Raw genomic sequence first — 18,133 nt, forward strand, 5'->3', positions numbered from 1 at the left:
TGCTTAAAGCATCTGAAACCGCTCAAATGAAAAAGAATCATAATACTGATTATTTCACTGGGTGACATCATTGGGGGTCTTTTAGATTTGTTTCCAATACTGTTTTTTTCAAGAAAAGGAAAAAATTGCTGGCAAAATTCATCAACAAGACAAAAAATTTCTGTAATTTTATCGAAATTAATCATAAGAAATAGTTGTTTAAATATTTAACAATCAGATAATTAAATATACAACTATTTCTTTTTTTACACAATATATTTATCCTAAATAATAATCGAACTCAGGTTATAAGTACAACAGATGTTGTTACAGGCGAAATCACGAACGAGGTAACGGCAACCGGAACGGTAGAACCTGTAGATCAGGTAGATGTTGGTACTCAGGTATCGGGTTTGGTTGAAAAGATTTATGTAGATTTCAACAGTGTAGTAAAAAAAGGACAGCTCTTGGCAGAATTGGATAAAACGAATCTGAACGAGTCGGTTTCCAACGCACAGGCGGCATATAATGCAGCACAAAGCCAGTTGAATTTCCAACAACAAAACTACAACCGTCAGAAAAATATGTACGAAGCACAGGTAATCAGTAAGGCAGATTTTGAAACGGCAGTATATCAGTTGCAAAATGCAAAAGCGGCTGTTACACAAAGCCAGACTACACTTCGTCAGGCAAAAACCAATTTGGGTTATGCTTATATTTATTCACCTATTGACGGAGTTATCCTTACTAAAGAAGTAGAAGAAGGGCAAACCGTAACCGCAAGTATGACAACACCTACGTTGTTTACCATTGCTAAAGACATTACCAAAATGCAGGTTGAAGCCGATGTAGATGAAGCCGATATAGGAAATGTAGTTGAAGGGCAGCGGGTTTCTTTTACGGTAGATGCTTTTCCGGAACTGGAATTTTCGGGAAGGGTAAAACAAGTCCGTTTAGGAGCAACCACTACTTCCAATGTGGTAACTTATACCGTTATTGTTGATGCCGACAATCCTGACCAAAAATTGAAACCCGGGCTTACAGCTACCATAACAATTTTTACCAAAGAACTGAAAGATATTATTGTTATTCCTGCTCAGGCACTTCAATTTACTCCCGATTTGGCACTTCTTACTTCTTATTACGAAAAAAACGGAATCACAGATCCTGTACCTGCTGTTAATGAAGAAGGAACATCTGTTTGGGTTTTAAAGCAAAACAAAGCCATAGAACAGAAAAATATTACCATAGGAGATAAAGACGGAGTAAATGTACAGATACTTTCAGGAATTTCGGCTGGGGAAAAAGTGGTAACGGCTATTTCAGAAACGAAGGTTGTTTCTAATTCCCAATCCGATTCAAGCAGCGATAGTCCTTTTATGCCAAAACCGCCAAGTAGAGGAAATAAAAAAGCTACTTCAACAAACTAATTTGCCGGATATGGATAAACCTATTATAAAAATAACGGAACTAACCCGCGAATTTCGTATGGGAGATGAAACGGTAAGGGCATTAAGAGGTACTGACCTGACGATAAGTCCGGGAGAATTTGTAACCATAATGGGAACCAGTGGTTCCGGGAAATCTACCTTGTTGAATATATTAGGATGTTTGGACAAACCTACTTCGGGAATATATGAATTAGATGGTATTTCGGTAAAAAACCTGACTAAAGATGAACTTGCAGAAATAAGAAATACCAAAATAGGTTTCATTTTCCAGTCATACAATCTTTTGGCACGAACTTCTGCCATTGAAAACGTAGAACTTCCGTTGTTATACAATTCCAAGGAGTCTGCAGCAGAAAGAAAAGAAAGAGCCGCAGAAGCCCTTAAAAAAGTAGGTATGGAAAGTCGTATGTACCACATACCCAGCCAGCTTTCCGGAGGACAGCAACAAAGAGTTGCCATTGCCAGATCACTCGTGAATAATCCGGTAATTCTTTTAGCTGACGAAGCAACGGGAAATCTGGACACACGGACTTCGTATGAAGTAATGCAGCTGTTTCAGGAACTTAACGATAACGGAATAACTATTGGATTTGTAACCCACGAAACAGACATAGCCCAATTCAGTAAACGAACTGTGGTATTGCGGGACGGATTGATTACAGAAGACAAAAACATAACAGAAAGGTTTATAGCTATTGAAGAATTAAAAAAACTGCCAAAAACCAGTTAAATCATATATAATGAATATTTCAAATCTTTTTAAAATAGCCTGGAAAGCTATACTGCTTAACAAAACGCGGACTATGCTAACAATGCTTGGGATCATCATTGGTGTAGCTTCGGTTATTGCAATGCTTGCCATTGGAGAAGGTTCAAAAGAAAGCATAAAAAAGAACATTTCCAGTATGGGAGCCAATATGATTACTATACGTCCGGGAGCCGGAATGATGGGTGGTGTCCGAACTTCTGACCAAACCAGTATGCAGTCCTTAAAACTATCCGATTATGCTGCAATAAAGGAACAGTCTGTTTTAATTAAAAACGTTTCTCCTTTGGTAAATGGTAGCGGGCAAGTTATTTCGGGAGCTTACAACTGGCCTACATCTATTTACGGAGCTTCTCCTGAATATTTATCAATCAGAGAGTGGAACGTAGAGAGTGGGGTAATATTTGACCAAAGTGATGTTAATTCTTATGCAAAAGTAGCTGTCATTGGGAAAACTATTCAGGAAAATTTATTTCCAAATGGTGAAGACCCTATCGGAAAGAGCATTCGTTTCAATAGTATTCCTTTTAAAATAATTGGTGTGCTGACAGAAAAAGGAGAAAATACATTTGGGCAGGATCAGGATGATATTATCATTGCTCCTTATACTACGATTCAAAAACGCATTCTTGCTCAAAATTACCTTCAATCCATTGTAGCATCGGCTCTTAGTGAAGACCAGGCAGAGCGGGCAGTAAATGAAATAACTGCCATTCTGGAAAAAACACATAACATTGATCCTTCAGAAGATAATGATTTTAATGTGTCTTCCCAACAAGAAATCATCAATACCTTTAGTTCTACCAGCGAGATGCTTACGGTATTGTTGGTAGCAATTGCAGGAATTTCTTTATTGGTGGGTGGTATTGGGATTATGAATATTATGTATGTTTCGGTTAAAGAACGAACCAAAGAAATAGGATTGAGAATGGCTATCGGAGCTAAAGGAAAATTTATTCTGATGCAATTCCTTATAGAATCTGTTCTTATAAGCGTCACCGGTGGTTTACTGGGAGTTTTACTGGGACTTATTACTACTTTTATAATTTCTACATTTTTGGGTTGGCCTGTAAGTATTACATCTTTTTCCATAATTTTATCATTTATTGTTTGTACTATTACAGGAGTGTTTTTTGGGTGGTATCCTGCACGAAAAGCCTCTGCATCAGACCCTATTACAGCTTTGAGATATGAATAATTCGATAAAAAATAAACGCATAGAAATCATTACACACCTATTGGTTTGGCTTGTTTTGTTTTTTCTGCCTTACGCTTTTACCGTAGGTTTAGGAAGATCTTGGAATGAGCTTTTTCATCGTTTTTGGTTACAAATTTTTCTATTAGCGGTTATTTTTTATGTCAATTATTTATTTTGGGTAAAAAAATGGTTTTTCAACAATAAAAAAATATTGTTTTTTATTGGAAATATATTGCTTGTAGCTTTTTCCGTAACCCTGCTACACGAGATTATAATGTGGAATCTTCTCCCTGAAATGAAAAAAGAAAGACCGGACAACGCACCTCCTTTTATATCAATAATTTATATAGACACACTTATTTATCTGATTCCCGTTGCATTTGCCATAGCAATACAGTCCGGAAAAAGACTGCTTAAAATAGAAGTATTGAAACAAGAGGCAGATAATATCAAGTTACAGTCAGAGTTACAACATTTAAAATATCAGTTACAGCCTCATTTCTTTTTCAATTCTTTGAATAATATTTATGCTTTGGTGGATACCGAACCGGAAAAAGCCAAGCAAACCATTCACAGTCTAAGTAAATTGATGCGTCATTTACTTCAAAATTCAGAAGAAGAAAAAGTTCCTTTGTCTGATGAAATTAATTTTCTGAATAAATATATCAGCCTTATGGCTTTAAGGCAAAATGATGATACCGTAATTGAAACCTATTTTCCAAAAGACATACCAAATTTAAGCATAGCACCGTTGCTGTTTGTTTCTATCGTAGAAAATGCTTTTAAACACGGTATTTCGGCAACAAAGATCTCGTGGCTGAATTTTGAAATGAAAGTGGAAAACAATACTGTAATTTTCATCTCTAAAAATTATAATTTCCCAAAAGACAAAAATGATATGAGCGGTTCAGGAATTGGTATAGAAAATCTTAGAAAACGTTTGGCTTTGTTATATGAAAACAACCATTCGTTAAATATTGAAATACAAAATGACCAGTTTGTGGTTACATTAATAGTTAAAGTAAATTCTTAATTTAATTCAATTTTACAATGGAAAAAAAGTTAATTTTAGCCGGAATTGTTGTAGCAACTCTAACATCTTGTTCTTCACTTACAGGAAGTACAGCATCAACATCTAAATATCAATATCTTTTAACTGCTATTGAAAAGTACAATGACCTGGACACTGACGGAAACGGAAAACTTTCAAAATCGGAAATTTCCGGGGCAGCTTCATCCTTAAATCTTACGTCACTAACTGAAAACTTCACAACTATTGATACGAACAAGGACAGCGGACTTTCTTTAACGGAATTAGTTTCTTATAAATCGCTTTTAGGGTTATAATTTTATTTCTTAGGATTTTTTCTCCTCTTTAGATTTTTAGAAATTCTAAAGAGGGTATTTTTATTTTTAGTATCTTCGTAAGATGGTGAAAAACAAATTAAAATGTTTAATAGTTGATGACGAACCAATGGCTTTATCACTTTTGGAAAAATATGTTCTGCAAACGCCCTCCTTTTTAGAACTAATAGGAAAATGCACTAATGCTTTCGAGGCACTAAATTACCTTAGTCTGCACAAAAAACCAGATGTTATTTTTTTAGATATTCAAATGCCAGAACTAAACGGACTTGAATTTTCCAAAACGCTTCCTGAGAATATAAAAATTATTTTTACCACCGCTTTTGACCAATTTGCATTGGAAAGTTATAAAGTAAATGCTTTGGATTACCTGTTGAAGCCATTTGATTATTCCGAATTTTTAACAGCAGCCAACAAAGCCAAAAATTGGTTAGGACTAGCAAAACTAAACAGTATTTCTGTTGTAGATAAAGAATATTTTTTTATCAAATCGGAATACAAGCAAATTAAGATAAATTTTAATGATATACTTTATATTGAAGGACTGAAAGACTATGCAAAAATCTTTCTGGTAAACCAGCCAAAACCCATTCTCAGTCTGATAAGTTTAAAAAAATTAGAAGAAGAATTACCTTCGGACAGGTTTATGAGAATCCACCGTTCGTTTATCATTGCACTCAACCGGGTAGAAAGTGTAGAACGCAGTCAGGTTATCATTCAAAACCAAAGAATTACCATTGCAGACCAGTACAAGGAAATTTTTGATATTTTTTTGAAAGGGAAAAGTTTACACGTAAGAGAATAAATGAATATTCGTTTTGGATATACTAATACTGAGTTAAGTCCTGTCAAAGTTTAAACATCTTTATTCATAATTTAAAATACCTCTCTACTTTGATTAATAAACAATAATAGAGGTCATTCTTAAATTCATACCTAATATTCAATAAAACACTATAAATTAACAGTATTTTGAACTTAACGACATATTTCATGCTGTAAGCATCTTTATAAATACCGATAAGAGATTCCTACGGAATGACAAACGTTGTGTTTAAAGACTTTTACTGAGTTTGAAAATATGTAATTATCTCATGACCTCTAAACAATAAAATTTGAATATTATATAAAATACAGATAATCATTAATGTGCCGCTATTATGTAAAATCTTTTTTTTACTAAATTGTAGGTGTTTTTTTAATGAAAAATTATTTTTATTTATTCTTAATAAGGATAAATGTGTAATTTTGTGCAAAAAATGCTCAAAAACAATACCTGCATATTATTCATTTTAATAATTTTTTTTACTTCCGGTCTGTCTAATGCTCAAGATCGTTTCAATATTAATGGGAGGTTGGTTTACAATGGACAAGTTGCTGCTGGTGTAAGTGTGGTCTTAACCCCTAACAATATAGAGGTGAATACTAATAAAGAAGGTATTTACAAGTTTGAAAATTTAAATTCAGGAGAATATATAATAAACATTAAAATAAACGGGCTTATTGAACAAAAGAAAGTATTTCTTAATAAATCAGAAACGGTTGATTTTTATTTGGAAGATGAGTCTGAACTTTTAGAGGTAGTTAATATTAATGTAGAAAAAGAACGAACAGACGATTTTATAAAATCACAATACAGTGCAATGCCTGTAGTTACAATCGACAAAAAAACTATTGAATTAATGGGAAGCCGAAGGTTGGATGAAGTATTAAAGGAACAGACCGGTATGGCAATTGTAAATAATATTGGTGGCGGTACTCGTTCTGTAGGTGTTCAAATGCAGGGCTTTGGAAGTGAATACATAATGGTTTTGATTGATGGACAGCCCTTGGTAGGAAGGAACAGTGGTGATTTGGATTTGTCACGAATCAGTGTTTCCAGTATTGAAAGAATCGAAATTATAAAAGGGGCTTCTTCAAGTCTTTACGGGAGTGAAGCTCTAGGCGGGACCATTAATATTATCACAAAAGTAGGAGCGGTTGATCCCCAGTTATTGACTTCTGTTAATTACGGAACTTTTAATATAGTTGACGCAACGGTTGAAGGAGAAATTCCTTTAAACGAAAAAGGTTCGCTATATGCCGGAGTAAATTATTACAGGACAGACGGGTTTAATACCAATACAAAGTACATTAAAGGAGTAACTTCACCACCTTATGACAATTATGCTTTTCAAACAAGAGGAAAGTATAAATTGAACGAAAAAGTAGTTTTGGGAGCCAATATCCGTTATGGGTTAAGAAAATCCTTAATGCAAAAAGATTTTGGTATAGGTACCATTTCTGACGACACCCAGAACGAACAAGATCTAAATGCTGCGTTTACTTTAGAGAATAAAATAAGCAGTCGTTTTAAAACGCTTACCCGCTATTATTTCACCTATTATAATGCGGATATGAGTGTTACGCTTCAAAATAATAATACCCGTCTGATGCAGGACGTCTTTAAACAGGATATGCACAGGCTTGATCAACAATTTTCGTTTAAATCAGGGCAAGAGTACCAATTTGTTGGTGGTATTGGTGGAAGTATGGAAGATATGAAAGACCAACAGTTGGTAGATGTCGATAAACAATATTCCTTTTTTAGTTATCTTCAGGGCGAATGGCTGCCGATAGAAAAATTCAAGGTTGTTGGTGGTTTACGATATGATTATACAAATAATTACTCGGGACGGATAAATCCAAGTTTAGGAATACAATATAAAATAGTCCCGTCACTTACTTTCAAAACCGGTGTGGGGACGGGATTTAAAGCTCCGGATTTCAAAAAGAATTATTTGGTTTTTTATAACCCTTCTACAAATTACCTCTTAATAGGAAATGCTATTTTACGACAAACACTTGAAGAAATGGATAGGCAAGGGCAAATTAGCGAAGTAAGAGAATATGTGCTGAATCAAACAGCCAATAACCTTCAGGCAGAAAAAAGCACCTCTTATAATGCAGGTTTTGAATGGGTACCTTCAAAAAAATTACAGGTAGAAAACAGTTTCTTTTATCATCATATACAAAATCAGATCAACAGCATACAGGTAGCTACGGGAATGAATAACCAAATTATTTATACCTATCAAAACCTTCCTGAAGCTGTAAATAAAGGATTTGATATTTCTGTAAAATACAAACCCTTTGAAAATTTAAATATCAGCCTGGGGTATCAGTATTTAGTTTCAAAAGATTTGAGCGTTCAGGATAGCATCCGTGCAAATAAATGGCCCTATAATCAAAACATTCATGATCCAAAAACAGGTAAATCATATCCCGTAAAAGAAAGCGATTATTGGGGTATAGAAAACAGGTCAAGGCACATGGCTAATTTAAACATCTTTTATAATTACCAGCCATGGGATGTTAGTACGACCATACGTACCAATTACCGGGGAAAATATCCGTTTGGAGATCGGAACGGAAATCAGTTTATAGATAAATACGATACGTTTGTTGACGGTCATTTCTTATTAAACCTAAGTTTGGAAAAGAAAATATTAAAAAAACAGCTTTCATTAAGAGTTACGGTAGATAACCTGTTTGACTATACAGATCCACTAATGCCAGGTCAACCAGGGCGAATAATACTTATGGGGGCTACCTACAGATTTTTTAAAGAATAATAATTAAAAATGATTGATATATGATAAAAAGAACAACAAAGCTCAGTCTGTTTTTTCTTTCGATTTTACTCGTGGCAACAGCGTGTACAAAAGACGATGAAGAAGCAGAAAACAGTTTAGAGGATGGTAAATCAACCGTGATTTACGATCTGGCAGGAGATACAGGTGCCGCTATGGGCGAAGGTACCGATGGAAAAGAACAGCGTCCGTTTTACACTTTTTTATTCAGATTTAAGGATAAGAAACAGATCTGGATCAAAACAAAAGAAGATTCGGTGCAATGGTTAAAATCTAAAGACTGGGATTTGGCATTTACAGGTCCTTACAACAGTGAAGTATTTGTAAACAATGCCCATAAGAACCTTAACCCCGGCTATGGAGGCGAAGCAGACAATACAGCTGTGGTAATGGTAGAACAAGCTTACGATTTTGTGAACGAAGCCGTTTCCGAAGAAGCTTTTAATAACAGTGAGGTAAATAAAATCGGTTGGGCTGGCTCAAGCGAATCTCCCGGGTGGTTCTACTATAGTATGAGTACCCATATTATGCAGGCAATTCCAAACCGAACTTACATTATTCGTTTGCAAGATGGTAAGTATGCCAAATTGCAGTTGGTAAATGCGTATAAAGGCAATCCGCCGGCAGTTACCGATTTGCATTGGCCGGCACCCTACTATACGTTTAGATATTTTATACAGGAAGATGGAACAACAAATTTAAAAACCAGATAAAGATGAAAAAAAGTAATTTAAAAATCAGTACCCTTTTAAAAACATTTACATTGCTATTTATATGCAGTGTAGTATTAACAGCCTGTTCAGGAGATGACAGCAATCCTTCTGTGGTAACAGACGATTCTCCGGAAGTAATTGACGATGATAATGCACCCATTGATGATGATACGCCGCCTACAACAAATTATAACAAACTTATACGTGTTGAAAATTTTGGTTATACCCTTGCTGATGGAGATCAGTTTGAAGACAAGGATATTTTATATTATAGTTTGGTAGAAAATAAAGAAATTATTAGCGATTACCGAAAAACCACTCGGTGGGATTTAGGATTTAGTGGATTGTACAGCAGCTTTTTATCAGGTAACAATGGTTCTGATACCGGCAACTTAGGTTCTGGTACGTCTGCGGTTGGCGGTATTTACATTGTAGCACAGCCTTTTGACGAAGTAACCGATATACCTGACGACAGCGTATTTAAAACAAACAGGGAAATTTATGGAACCGACGAAAACGGGGCGTTTGGCAATGGAAAGGGCTGGTATTTGTACGATTTTGACGGAGACCTTGTACGTGACGGTTCGTATGACAATAGACACATTGCCTACGCGTTGGGTGAACCTCTTGTTTTAAACAACGGAACAACGGTTCCTGCCCGTACGCTTATTCTAAAAACGGCAAAAGGCGATTATGCCAAAATAAAAATGATTTCGGTTTATAAAGATATTTTTAATCGTGAAGACTTTACACGTACCGCACCAAAAATGTATTTTACTTTTGAATATGTTGTTGTTCCTAAAGGCAGTACCAAATTTGAAATAAAATAGTGTCACCAAAAACCTTAGCCCCGGCTATTTAAGATTCTTTTAAAATAAAATTAACTTTTTTTTGGGGAATATGGTATTTAATATTATTTTTATCAAGTCTAAATAAATATATAAAAAATGAAAAATAAATTAATCCTTTTTGCATATCTAATACTTGGTGGTGTAAGCTTATATAGCTGTACCGACGAATTTAGTATCTACGAAGACCGTAAAGGCGAAGACGTTACAGAAATAATTACAGACCAAAGCAAAAACAAAATTTTAAGTTACAAAGTAACAAATCCGGGTGAAAAACATGCTATTTACAGTGCTATTGACAACGATGCAAAAACCATTACGGTGTATCTGCCGGCTTATTACCAGTTAGAATTTATGGAAGTTGCCATAGAACTGCCACAGGGTACCACCATTTCGCCAACCGCAGACGAGCTGGTACCGGTATTTGCAGACACCCCGTTTGAATATACCGTTACCGCTGCAGACGGTACCACGGCAAAATACACCGTAAACGTGGTAATACAGTACCCCGATATGGTGTTGAATGAACGTTCTACCGAAACAGTTACTGCAAAAATTGGGATATCTGTTGAGGTAACTGGCATAAATCTTTTACCGTCAGGGGCAGTCACCAGGCTGTATCTGACCAATGAAAATGGTGAAAAAATTTGGAATTATATCATGAACGAGGCTAATAGCTCCACTATGAGGTTATCATTTGCAGCTGCTAATTGGACGTCTGAAGAATATCAAACATTAAGTGCAGATAAACAGACAGAATATTGGTTACAACTGGAAAGCTATGGTATTACCAAACGGATGGAATTACCTGTAATTTTTCAATAAAATATAACTATCGGGCGGCATTATTAGTATTTTAATTTTTAAAATTTTAAACAATGAGAAAATTAGTTTTATCAATTTCTTTAATGACCGCTATGTTCTTTGTTTCATGTGAACAAGACAGCGTAAATGATGAGGTGTACAATGACACTTCGTCTTATCAATCAAAATCAACAAGTGCAACAGCGGTTGATTGCGAAAATTCGGTTTCTGACAACGCGGTTGTCTATAAAGATTTAACAGGTTCGTCTGGTGATTATTGTGTTTGGAATGAGGTAACCAAAACTATTGGAACCGTAAGTGTACAGTTCGAAGGAATGTACGGTGGTAGTATTCGCCCGCTTACATCGGGCTGGTACATTGGAGTGGTTGATCCTGCTTATGACTGTACATACGAGTGGGATGATATAGCAGAAGAGGTTATTGTCAAAAATGTTCCTGCAAATGTGGGTACAGACCCTTCTTGCGGCAGCTTTATACCGGAGAATGTGGTTGGTGCTCATGGTATTGTTAGTCCGTACGACTTTGGTTTGGGGTACTATGAATATCAACAACCGGGAGGTTTAACCATTACTAAAAAAGTAGTGATTTGGAAAGATGCTTCCGCTATATCTGCTACAGCGGTTACGAATCCTTTATCTGCTGTAGAAGCGTATTTGATAGAAGTAACCAGTATTGTGCCTACATTTAGTGCACCGCCTTTCTATGGTACGGTAAGTTATACCTATACCAAGGTATTGTAGCATAAAAAATGCCCGAACGGGGATTCGGGCAAAAATAGTTTAACAAAACCGCTGCCCGATAATTTAAAAAATAACAGGCTTTAGTTTTAAGCCTGCAAATATAAAAAAATAAAATAATGTTTATAAATAGTTCTTTATCATTTTGAACAGAGTGAGGACCCACGCTTGCGAATAGGAGCAGCAATCTTTGAGATTCCTCCTAAAGCCTGTACTGAGCAAGGTCGAAGTATCGGAATGACAGAAGTTGTCATCCTGAATGGAACGAAGTAGAATGAAAAATCTATTAAAATGATTCCTCTTTCGTCGGAATGACAAAAGATCGAAAATCATGTATTATGATACATTACGGGTATACATATTAAAAAATGAAACATTCAAATACTAAAAAATAAAAAAAATGGAACAAAATAAACGTAAAAAACATCTTTTTGCCTTTTTAACGCTTTGTGTCGCAGCATTAACAGTTACCACCTCGTGTGAGTCTGAATACACCACGGTCTATAACGACATTCCGGGCGACACCCTCTATGTGTCGGGCGATGCCTATATAAAAAGCTTTACGGTGCAAGAGTTTGAAGACCAGCAGCCTATGCAGGCAGCCATTGTAAACGATACCATAAAAGTATTGTGGGTAAGCTATTATGAAATGCCCGAAAACATTACCCCAAGCATTACCTTGGCAGACCACGCTTCAATTAGCCCCAATCCCGGCACCCCCGTACCGTTTAAAACGGGACAGAAATACACCGTAACTTCGCAGGCAGGTACCACCAGGCAATACACCTTACAGGTCGATTTCCGCCAACCACAACCTAAAACATTTACTGCTATTACTAAAGGAAATTTAGGGCAATGGCACAATCTTACAATTGGGAAATATAATAATTTAGATAACGTTTGGTTTAATTTAGAGCAAACCCGGGTGTATTTGGTTTCGGCGGCTGACCAAACCACCGAATACGACTGCGAAATTGTTTATTTCGGTACAGGTATGGGGTCAGGTTCTCCGTTTAGAGATGCGGGTATTTATTTTTACTTTCCTACGGATGTGCCTGAGGGTAAATACGATGTACGTATTAAAAACGGCGAATATATTTTAAGAGCTTCTAACGAACAATACTGGTTTGAAACCGAAATTACAGAGAGTGAGGAAACAGCAATTTCATCATTTATCAATAATCTTACCGTGGCATCAGGCGATACATTCAGTATTCGTGGTACCAATTTAGATGATGTTGACAGTGTATCTGTTGCCATAGGTAATACCGGTGCCCGTTACCCTTTGGAAATAGTTACCCGTACCCCGTATGTGGCAACCTTTAAAGTACCCGCAGGTACCCCGGCAGCTGAATATACCCGCCTGTTTTTTGTGGACGGTGCTGAAGAAAAAATGATTGCATTTAAACTAACAGTAACAGAATAAACCCAAAAAAATGTTGTGAAAAATAAATTTAGAAAACAGGGAAATGCTCATTTATGATAAAAGGCTGTTCTTTTTGAACAGCCTTTTTAATAACCATTTTTTAATTTTATAGAGTCTAACCGATCTAATACACCTTTTTTCTTTACGATATTTTTATAATCCCATTGAATGTCTCTTGATTTTTTGAGCCATCGTTTTAAATCTGTCGTGTTAATCTCAGAAATATTGTTGTAAAAAATAGAAGCATCTTTAAATTTTGTACCCTTTACATTTAATTTTTCTTCATCAAAATCGGCACCACTCCAAAACATCAATCGGATTCCTGCCTTTTGTTTACTGTAGCCCGTGACGGGGTTTCCGTCTAAAAACCAAACAGGATGTGCATGCCATATTTTATGCTCGGCTTCGGGCAGGTTTTTATTGATTTCATCAAAAAGCAACCTACAGATTTGTTGATCGCTTTCTGATAGTTCTTTGTTGTATGTTTGAATATCCGGTTTCATAGACTTAAATTTAAAACAGGGATTTTAATTTATCTAACGCTTTTGGATAGACTTCTTTGAAATAATCTGCATACGTTTCAACAGTATCAAGATCAACAGTAAGGGTGGTGGCACCGTTGTTTTCTTCAAAAGAATAATTTTCAAAACCGCCAGCCCATTGTTCCACTTCTGAGCCTTCTGTAATTTCAACGCCGTCTTTTAAAAGACCATATGACCGTATAGAAACAAATTTATTGGGAATATTCTCTGCGATTTCAGAAACCATTCCGCCTTTAACTCCGTTTTCGTCTGTACCTATGAAAAGTATTTTACTCCCTTTTTCCCAATTTCCTTCGTATGTTGAGGTGGGGTTAAATTCGGAAGTCCATGCCTCGTAGGTGGCTTTGTCGCTCAATCCCAGCATTGTGTGGTAAACTTTTGCAGCCGGTGCATTGATGATTGTTTTAAATTGTAATTTTTCCATTGTAATTTGGTTTAATAAGTTTCTGTTTACAGTTAAGATATTATTCGGCAGGCATATTGTTCATATCCATATAAAAAAGTTCCCAGGTGTGTCCGTCGAAATCTTCAATAGTCCGCTGTTGCATAAAACCGTAATCTTTCATGGGGGTAGGTTCTGTTCCACCCGCATTTAATCCTTTTGTCATAACATTATTCACTTCATCTAAACTATTGAACGATAAAGAAAAAAGTGCAGCTATGTTTGATTTGGTATCGGCTATGGGTTTTGTTGTAAACGATGAAAATTTCTCGTGGGTTAAAATCATCACAAAAATACTTTCGTTCCAGACCATACATTTTGCGGTATCGTCAGAAAACTGCGGATTGTTTGTAAAGCCTAATGCAGTATAAAAATCCATTGATTTTTGAAGGTCTTTTACTGCCAAATTGATGAAAACTTGCTTTGCCATTTTGATTGATTTTTATGTTATATACAAATTTAAACCGATGGTTTTTAAACAAACTTGCCCTAAGACAAGAAACTGATTTTAAAGATTTTCTATAACTTCGTACTAAAATATATTTATATGACCTGTTGTGTATTTGGACAAAAATTCGTCAGCTCGAGTAAAAATCTGAAAGATTTTGTATCGGGAACTAAATAAAAAGACTTCTCGATACAAAATTTCTTCCACTTCATTACAGAAATCTCACTCGAAGTGACGTTAGTTGATTTTTTTCGTTTCCTAAATGCACAACGAGTATTTATATGACTTAATTGTATTAAGACAAATCGTCATTTTGAGTAACGTAACATAGTGAAGTATAAGTTTTCAACAATTCCGATAGCTATTGGAACGAACGGAAAAAATCTGTTATATTTTATTTGGTACGAGCTTTCCTATAACCATTTTTGTTTTTTAATCAAAATTCAGGTTCTGAAGGATCGTCATTTAACTCTGTTAAAATTTGTTGTTCAACTTCGGCGCTGGGAAGTTCTTGTACTTTTCGTAATTGCCGTTCAATGGCACGGCTGCGGATTCCTGCCTGATCAATAGTATTTGTTGCTTCTTGCAACTTTTTCTTGGTTTTTTCTAAAACGGTGCCAAATTTGCCAAATTCTGTTTTTACCACACCGAGCAAATCCCATACTTCGCCACTGCGTTTTTCTATTGCCAATGTTCTGAACCCCATTTGCAGACTGCTTAATAAGGCACTCAGAGTGGTTGGTCCGGTAATGGTTATCTTATAATCTTTTTGTATCAATTCAAATAAGCCGGGTGTTCTTAAAACTTCGGCATATAAACTTTCAAACGGTAAAAACATGATACCGTATTCGGTAGTATTTGGCGGATCAACGTATTTTTCTTTAATATCTTTTGCATTTTTGATAATGGCATTTTTAAACGATTTTTTAAATTCTTCGATTTTTTCTGTATTGCCCTCATCATAAGCGTCAACAAGAGATTCGTAATCTTCTTTCGGAAACTTGGAATCAATGGGCAGCCAAAGTGTTTTTTCCAGACTGTTATTGTTGGGCATTTTTATGGCAAATTCTACAATAGCACCGCTGTGTGGTTTGGTTTTAACGTTTTTCTCGTACTGTTCGTTAGTCAGCAGGTCTTCTAAAATGTTAGCCAATTGGTATTCTCCTAAAATTCCTCTCGATTTAACATTGGTCATCACTTTTTTAATGTCGCCCACACTGTTTGCTAACGTCTGCATTTCTCCCAAACCTTTGTGAACCATTTCAAGACGTTCGCTGATTAAGGTAAACGAATCGTTAAACCTTTTTTCTAAAGTCGATTGCAGTTTTTCGTCAACCGTAACCCTCATTTCTTCCAATTTTTTGGTGTTGTCTTCACGAAGCGATTTTAAACTGGTTTCAACAGTTTCACGGATTTTTTCAAGCTTTATTTCTGTATCCGATTTTATCTGTTCTTGCTTTACTGCCAGATCGGTGAATTTCTGGCGTTGAAGTTCATTGAAATCCTTAACGTTTCGGGTGAATTTTTCTTCAAATGATTTCAATCCGTTAGCAAGTTCGGTTCTGTTTTCAGCAAGTTTTTCTTCATTTGATTTAATCAGCCTTTCAAACTTTTCATCGTTGTTTTTTGTAAGCGTTTGAAGGATATTAGAAAAAGTTTCTAATTGCAACCGTTGGTTGTTGGCTAAATCATTAATTGTTTTTGATTGTTGTTCTGAAAAATCTTTTAGCGAAGCCTGCAGTTCTTGTCTTGATTCTTTGGCATTTTTTTGATTTTCTTCTCTGTTACTTGAAAATTCTGCCCGAATCAGCGGATCTATTTTAGAAACGTCTAAACTTATTTTGGTTACATCAGTTGTCAGACCGCCGGCAGAAACGGTCGTTTTTTTTAGCAGTGAAATAAAAATGTTTACAGCCAAAAGCAGCAAAATAATGATTAAAAGTAGTTCTGATAGCGTCATAAGCTTAAGTTTTTGCTAATTTAAATAAAAAAGCACTGTTTAAAACGACACTTTAAAAGGTACGACATTTATTGATAGTTATTTTTTGTCGGGAGGAATGATGTCTAAAGTGCATCATCATATTGGTTGTAAAACATCAATAAAAGGTAAATTTAGTACAATGCCATATTTCATCAGTTTTATTCCATTGGAGTCATTTCTTCTTTGTGAGCCAGCCCATATAGATTGCTGATTGAAAGAAACGAACAGGAGCTTCGAAACCTGCTTCTTGCAATAATTCGGATAAGCGTTCTTCAGAAACCGCAAAAAGCTCGTTCTCTATTCTTTTTAGCCGTTGGCTTATTTGTTCTTCGTTTAAACCTTCTGGCAAAAGAAGTTTAAGAACTTCGAGATTTTGTTTGATTTGAGATTTGTTTCCTGTTATGTCAAGCATTACAAAAGTTGCACCCGGCACCAGTCTGTTGGCAATATCTTTCAGTAAGTTTAATTTGTTTCCGTTATCATCAAGAAAATGCAAAACCAGTAAAAGTGTTGCAATGTTGTATTTTTTCTCCGGATCAAGATTAGAAACAAGACCTTCTATTAGCGTTATATTGTGGTGAACTTGTAATTTTTCGCTTGCTTGTTTAATCATTTCGGGCGACGGGTCAACACCTGTTATAGTCCATTGTTCAGGTGTATTTATAAATCGTTCTATTTCGTTTCCCGTTCCGCAGCCAACGACCAGCAAATCTTTTTGTTTTGTTTCGCGTAAAAGTTTTGGCAAAAGGTCTAAAAAGTAATGATAGTTTGGAATCCAGGTTTCTACAAACTGATTATATTCTGTTGCTCTTTCACTTTCAAATAGTTCTATTTTACTCATTTGATTTGTTCTTTTTGTGTGTAGAATAATTTATAACAACCAAATATACAATTCCATTATAAGAATGAAAATGGTTTTGATTTTGTTTTCAAAATAAAATTATTTAACCTTTGCTCTGTTTTTTCTGTTCGTAAAACAAATAGTAACTTGAATTTATAAAAAAGAAGTTATGATTACTATAAATCAAAAAAACGCTTTTCCTGTTAAGAATGTATTGTTCACATTTGCTTTAGCATCAGAAGCTGCCAGCGTTTTCACAGAGTACAGACATTTAATTTGCGGTATTGGTAAATTAAACGCAGCCTATAATCAGATAAAAGCCATACAAGAAGAAAAACCGCATTTGATAGTTAATTTAGGCTCTGCCGGAAGTAATTATTATAAGAAAGGTGAATTAATCTGTTGTACAAAATTCGTGCAACGAGATATGGACGTGAGGGGATTGGGCTATAAAGCATACGAAACGCCGTTGTCAGGATTGCCTCCTGTCCTTGAGTATGGGTTACAAATGGAGGGGTTACCCGAAGGAATTTGTGGAACAGGAGATAATTTTGAAATGGCACATACTAACACTATTTATAATGTTGTTGATATGGAAGCCTACGCATTGGCTTTAGTCGCTATGAAAGAAAATATACCGTTTCTCTGTATTAAATATATTTCAGATGGTGCAGATGATAACGCTGCCGATGATTGGACAGTTCAGGTTCATAAAGCAGCTGAGGCCTTTGGCAAAGTATTAAAGTTGAATATGAAAGATAAAAAAGTGTTACAATTATAAAACCGTAGCTGTAGCTAACTGTAAAAGATTAACGAAAAGTACCATAAATGTTCTAAATAGTACAATTTTGGATTAGGAAATGATTTTTAATTTTGTAGTATCGTATAAAATTAATCACTACTAAACGGGCAATCTTTCAAATAGGGCAAAATTAGTTG

Annotated in this window: 18 protein-coding genes and 1 pseudogene; 13 read left to right on the forward strand and 6 right to left on the reverse strand. The window is 35.4% G+C overall.

Annotated features, from left to right (window positions below; genetic code table 11):
- Positions 1-185, reverse strand: a pseudogene (locus BLW20_RS14775) (IS982 family transposase); the annotation flags it as partial.
- Between the two features lie 102 nt (positions 186-287).
- Between BLW20_RS14775 and BLW20_RS12265 the strand changes: the two are divergent.
- The 12 genes from BLW20_RS12265 (at position 288) to BLW20_RS12320 (ending at position 12,940) form a co-directional block, all read left to right on the forward strand.
- A complete protein-coding gene (locus BLW20_RS12265; protein WP_262492805.1) occupies positions 288-1,409 on the forward strand; it encodes an efflux RND transporter periplasmic adaptor subunit in 1,122 nt (373 codons plus the stop codon).
- Positions 1,410-1,419: 10 nt separating this feature from the next.
- Positions 1,420-2,160, forward strand: a complete 741-nt coding sequence (locus BLW20_RS12270; RefSeq protein ID WP_091101550.1) for an ABC transporter ATP-binding protein — start codon at positions 1,420-1,422, stop codon at positions 2,158-2,160.
- A gap of 10 nt (positions 2,161-2,170) precedes the next feature.
- Positions 2,171-3,394 carry an ABC transporter permease gene (locus BLW20_RS12275; protein WP_091101555.1) on the forward strand — a complete coding sequence of 408 codons (1,224 nt, stop codon included), beginning with the start codon at positions 2,171-2,173 and terminating at the stop codon, positions 3,392-3,394.
- Between the two features lie 295 nt (positions 3,395-3,689).
- Positions 3,690-4,427: a sensor histidine kinase gene (locus BLW20_RS12280; protein ID WP_177165094.1), complete on the forward strand. Its 738-nt coding sequence runs from the start codon at positions 3,690-3,692 to the stop codon at positions 4,425-4,427.
- A gap of 17 nt (positions 4,428-4,444) precedes the next feature.
- Entirely contained in the window at positions 4,445-4,741 is a 297-nt protein-coding gene (locus BLW20_RS12285; protein ID WP_091101561.1) for an EF-hand domain-containing protein, read from the forward strand.
- 82 nt (positions 4,742-4,823) lie between these two features.
- The gene (locus BLW20_RS12290; RefSeq protein ID WP_091101566.1) at positions 4,824-5,564 is read left to right on the forward strand and encodes a LytR/AlgR family response regulator transcription factor; all 741 of its coding nucleotides are present in this window, start codon (positions 4,824-4,826) and stop codon (positions 5,562-5,564) included.
- Positions 5,565-6,018: 454 nt separating this feature from the next.
- Positions 6,019-8,373: a TonB-dependent receptor gene (locus BLW20_RS12295; protein WP_091101612.1), complete on the forward strand. Its 2,355-nt coding sequence runs from the start codon at positions 6,019-6,021 to the stop codon at positions 8,371-8,373.
- A 20-nt stretch (positions 8,374-8,393) separates the two neighbouring features.
- The gene (locus tag BLW20_RS12300; RefSeq protein WP_091101570.1) at positions 8,394-9,104 is read left to right on the forward strand and encodes an HmuY family protein; all 711 of its coding nucleotides are present in this window, start codon (positions 8,394-8,396) and stop codon (positions 9,102-9,104) included.
- A gap of 2 nt (positions 9,105-9,106) precedes the next feature.
- Positions 9,107-9,934: an HmuY family protein gene (locus BLW20_RS12305; RefSeq protein ID WP_091101574.1), complete on the forward strand. Its 828-nt coding sequence runs from the start codon at positions 9,107-9,109 to the stop codon at positions 9,932-9,934.
- Positions 9,935-10,051: 117 nt separating this feature from the next.
- A complete protein-coding gene (locus BLW20_RS12310; RefSeq protein ID WP_091101578.1) occupies positions 10,052-10,777 on the forward strand; it encodes a DUF5018 domain-containing protein in 726 nt (241 codons plus the stop codon).
- Positions 10,778-10,830: 53 nt separating this feature from the next.
- Positions 10,831-11,517, forward strand: coding sequence for a hypothetical protein (locus BLW20_RS12315; RefSeq protein ID WP_091101582.1), 687 nt, complete (start codon positions 10,831-10,833; stop codon positions 11,515-11,517).
- Positions 11,518-11,914: 397 nt separating this feature from the next.
- Positions 11,915-12,940, forward strand: coding sequence for an IPT/TIG domain-containing protein (locus BLW20_RS12320; RefSeq protein ID WP_091101586.1), 1,026 nt, complete (start codon positions 11,915-11,917; stop codon positions 12,938-12,940).
- A gap of 86 nt (positions 12,941-13,026) precedes the next feature.
- Here BLW20_RS12320 and BLW20_RS12325 read toward each other — a convergent pair whose 3' ends face one another.
- The 5 genes from BLW20_RS12325 to BLW20_RS12345 form a co-directional block, all read right to left on the reverse strand.
- Positions 13,027-13,443: a DUF1801 domain-containing protein gene (locus tag BLW20_RS12325; protein WP_091101590.1), complete on the reverse strand. Its 417-nt coding sequence runs from the start codon at positions 13,441-13,443 to the stop codon at positions 13,027-13,029.
- A 10-nt stretch (positions 13,444-13,453) separates the two neighbouring features.
- Positions 13,454-13,906: an SRPBCC family protein gene (locus BLW20_RS12330; protein ID WP_091101593.1), complete on the reverse strand. Its 453-nt coding sequence runs from the start codon at positions 13,904-13,906 to the stop codon at positions 13,454-13,456.
- A 40-nt stretch (positions 13,907-13,946) separates the two neighbouring features.
- A complete protein-coding gene (locus tag BLW20_RS12335; RefSeq protein ID WP_091101597.1) occupies positions 13,947-14,354 on the reverse strand; it encodes a VOC family protein in 408 nt (135 codons plus the stop codon).
- Positions 14,355-14,808: 454 nt separating this feature from the next.
- Complete coding sequence (rmuC, locus tag BLW20_RS12340; protein WP_091101601.1) at positions 14,809-16,332, reverse strand: DNA recombination protein RmuC; 1,524 nt, start codon at positions 16,330-16,332, stop codon at positions 14,809-14,811.
- Positions 16,333-16,525: 193 nt separating this feature from the next.
- Complete coding sequence (locus tag BLW20_RS12345; protein ID WP_091101604.1) at positions 16,526-17,194, reverse strand: class I SAM-dependent methyltransferase; 669 nt, start codon at positions 17,192-17,194, stop codon at positions 16,526-16,528.
- Between the two features lie 169 nt (positions 17,195-17,363).
- On the opposite strand from BLW20_RS12345, the gene BLW20_RS12350 reads away from it, so the two are divergent.
- Positions 17,364-17,975, forward strand: coding sequence for a 5'-methylthioadenosine/S-adenosylhomocysteine nucleosidase family protein (locus tag BLW20_RS12350; RefSeq protein WP_091101608.1), 612 nt, complete (start codon positions 17,364-17,366; stop codon positions 17,973-17,975).
- Positions 17,976-18,133: the final 158 nt, after the last annotated feature.

The sequence above is a fragment of the Paenimyroides marinum genome (genome assembly GCF_900108395.1).
Lineage (GTDB): Bacteria > Bacteroidota > Bacteroidia > Flavobacteriales > Flavobacteriaceae > Flavobacterium > Flavobacterium marinum.

Coding starts and splice junctions, on each gene's coding strand:
- BLW20_RS12335 (WP_091101597.1), bottom strand. CDS start 14,354: ATGGCAAAGCAAGTTTTCATCAATTTGGCAGTAAAAGACCTTCAAAAA.
- BLW20_RS12305 (WP_091101574.1), top strand. CDS start 9,107: ATGAAAAAAAGTAATTTAAAAATCAGTACCCTTTTAAAAACATTTACA.
- BLW20_RS12275 (WP_091101555.1), top strand. CDS start 2,171: ATGAATATTTCAAATCTTTTTAAAATAGCCTGGAAAGCTATACTGCTT.
- BLW20_RS12315 (WP_091101582.1), top strand. CDS start 10,831: ATGAGAAAATTAGTTTTATCAATTTCTTTAATGACCGCTATGTTCTTT.
- BLW20_RS12280 (WP_177165094.1), top strand. CDS start 3,690: ATGAAAAAAGAAAGACCGGACAACGCACCTCCTTTTATATCAATAATT.
- BLW20_RS12350 (WP_091101608.1), top strand. CDS start 17,364: ATGATTACTATAAATCAAAAAAACGCTTTTCCTGTTAAGAATGTATTG.
- BLW20_RS12295 (WP_091101612.1), top strand. CDS start 6,019: ATGCTCAAAAACAATACCTGCATATTATTCATTTTAATAATTTTTTTT.
- BLW20_RS12320 (WP_091101586.1), top strand. CDS start 11,915: ATGGAACAAAATAAACGTAAAAAACATCTTTTTGCCTTTTTAACGCTT.
- rmuC (WP_091101601.1), bottom strand. CDS start 16,332: ATGACGCTATCAGAACTACTTTTAATCATTATTTTGCTGCTTTTGGCT.
- BLW20_RS12300 (WP_091101570.1), top strand. CDS start 8,394: ATGATAAAAAGAACAACAAAGCTCAGTCTGTTTTTTCTTTCGATTTTA.
- BLW20_RS12310 (WP_091101578.1), top strand. CDS start 10,052: ATGAAAAATAAATTAATCCTTTTTGCATATCTAATACTTGGTGGTGTA.
- BLW20_RS12325 (WP_091101590.1), bottom strand. CDS start 13,443: ATGAAACCGGATATTCAAACATACAACAAAGAACTATCAGAAAGCGAT.
- BLW20_RS12270 (WP_091101550.1), top strand. CDS start 1,420: ATGGATAAACCTATTATAAAAATAACGGAACTAACCCGCGAATTTCGT.
- BLW20_RS12345 (WP_091101604.1), bottom strand. CDS start 17,194: ATGAGTAAAATAGAACTATTTGAAAGTGAAAGAGCAACAGAATATAAT.
- BLW20_RS12290 (WP_091101566.1), top strand. CDS start 4,824: ATGGTGAAAAACAAATTAAAATGTTTAATAGTTGATGACGAACCAATG.
- BLW20_RS12330 (WP_091101593.1), bottom strand. CDS start 13,906: ATGGAAAAATTACAATTTAAAACAATCATCAATGCACCGGCTGCAAAA.
- BLW20_RS12285 (WP_091101561.1), top strand. CDS start 4,445: ATGGAAAAAAAGTTAATTTTAGCCGGAATTGTTGTAGCAACTCTAACA.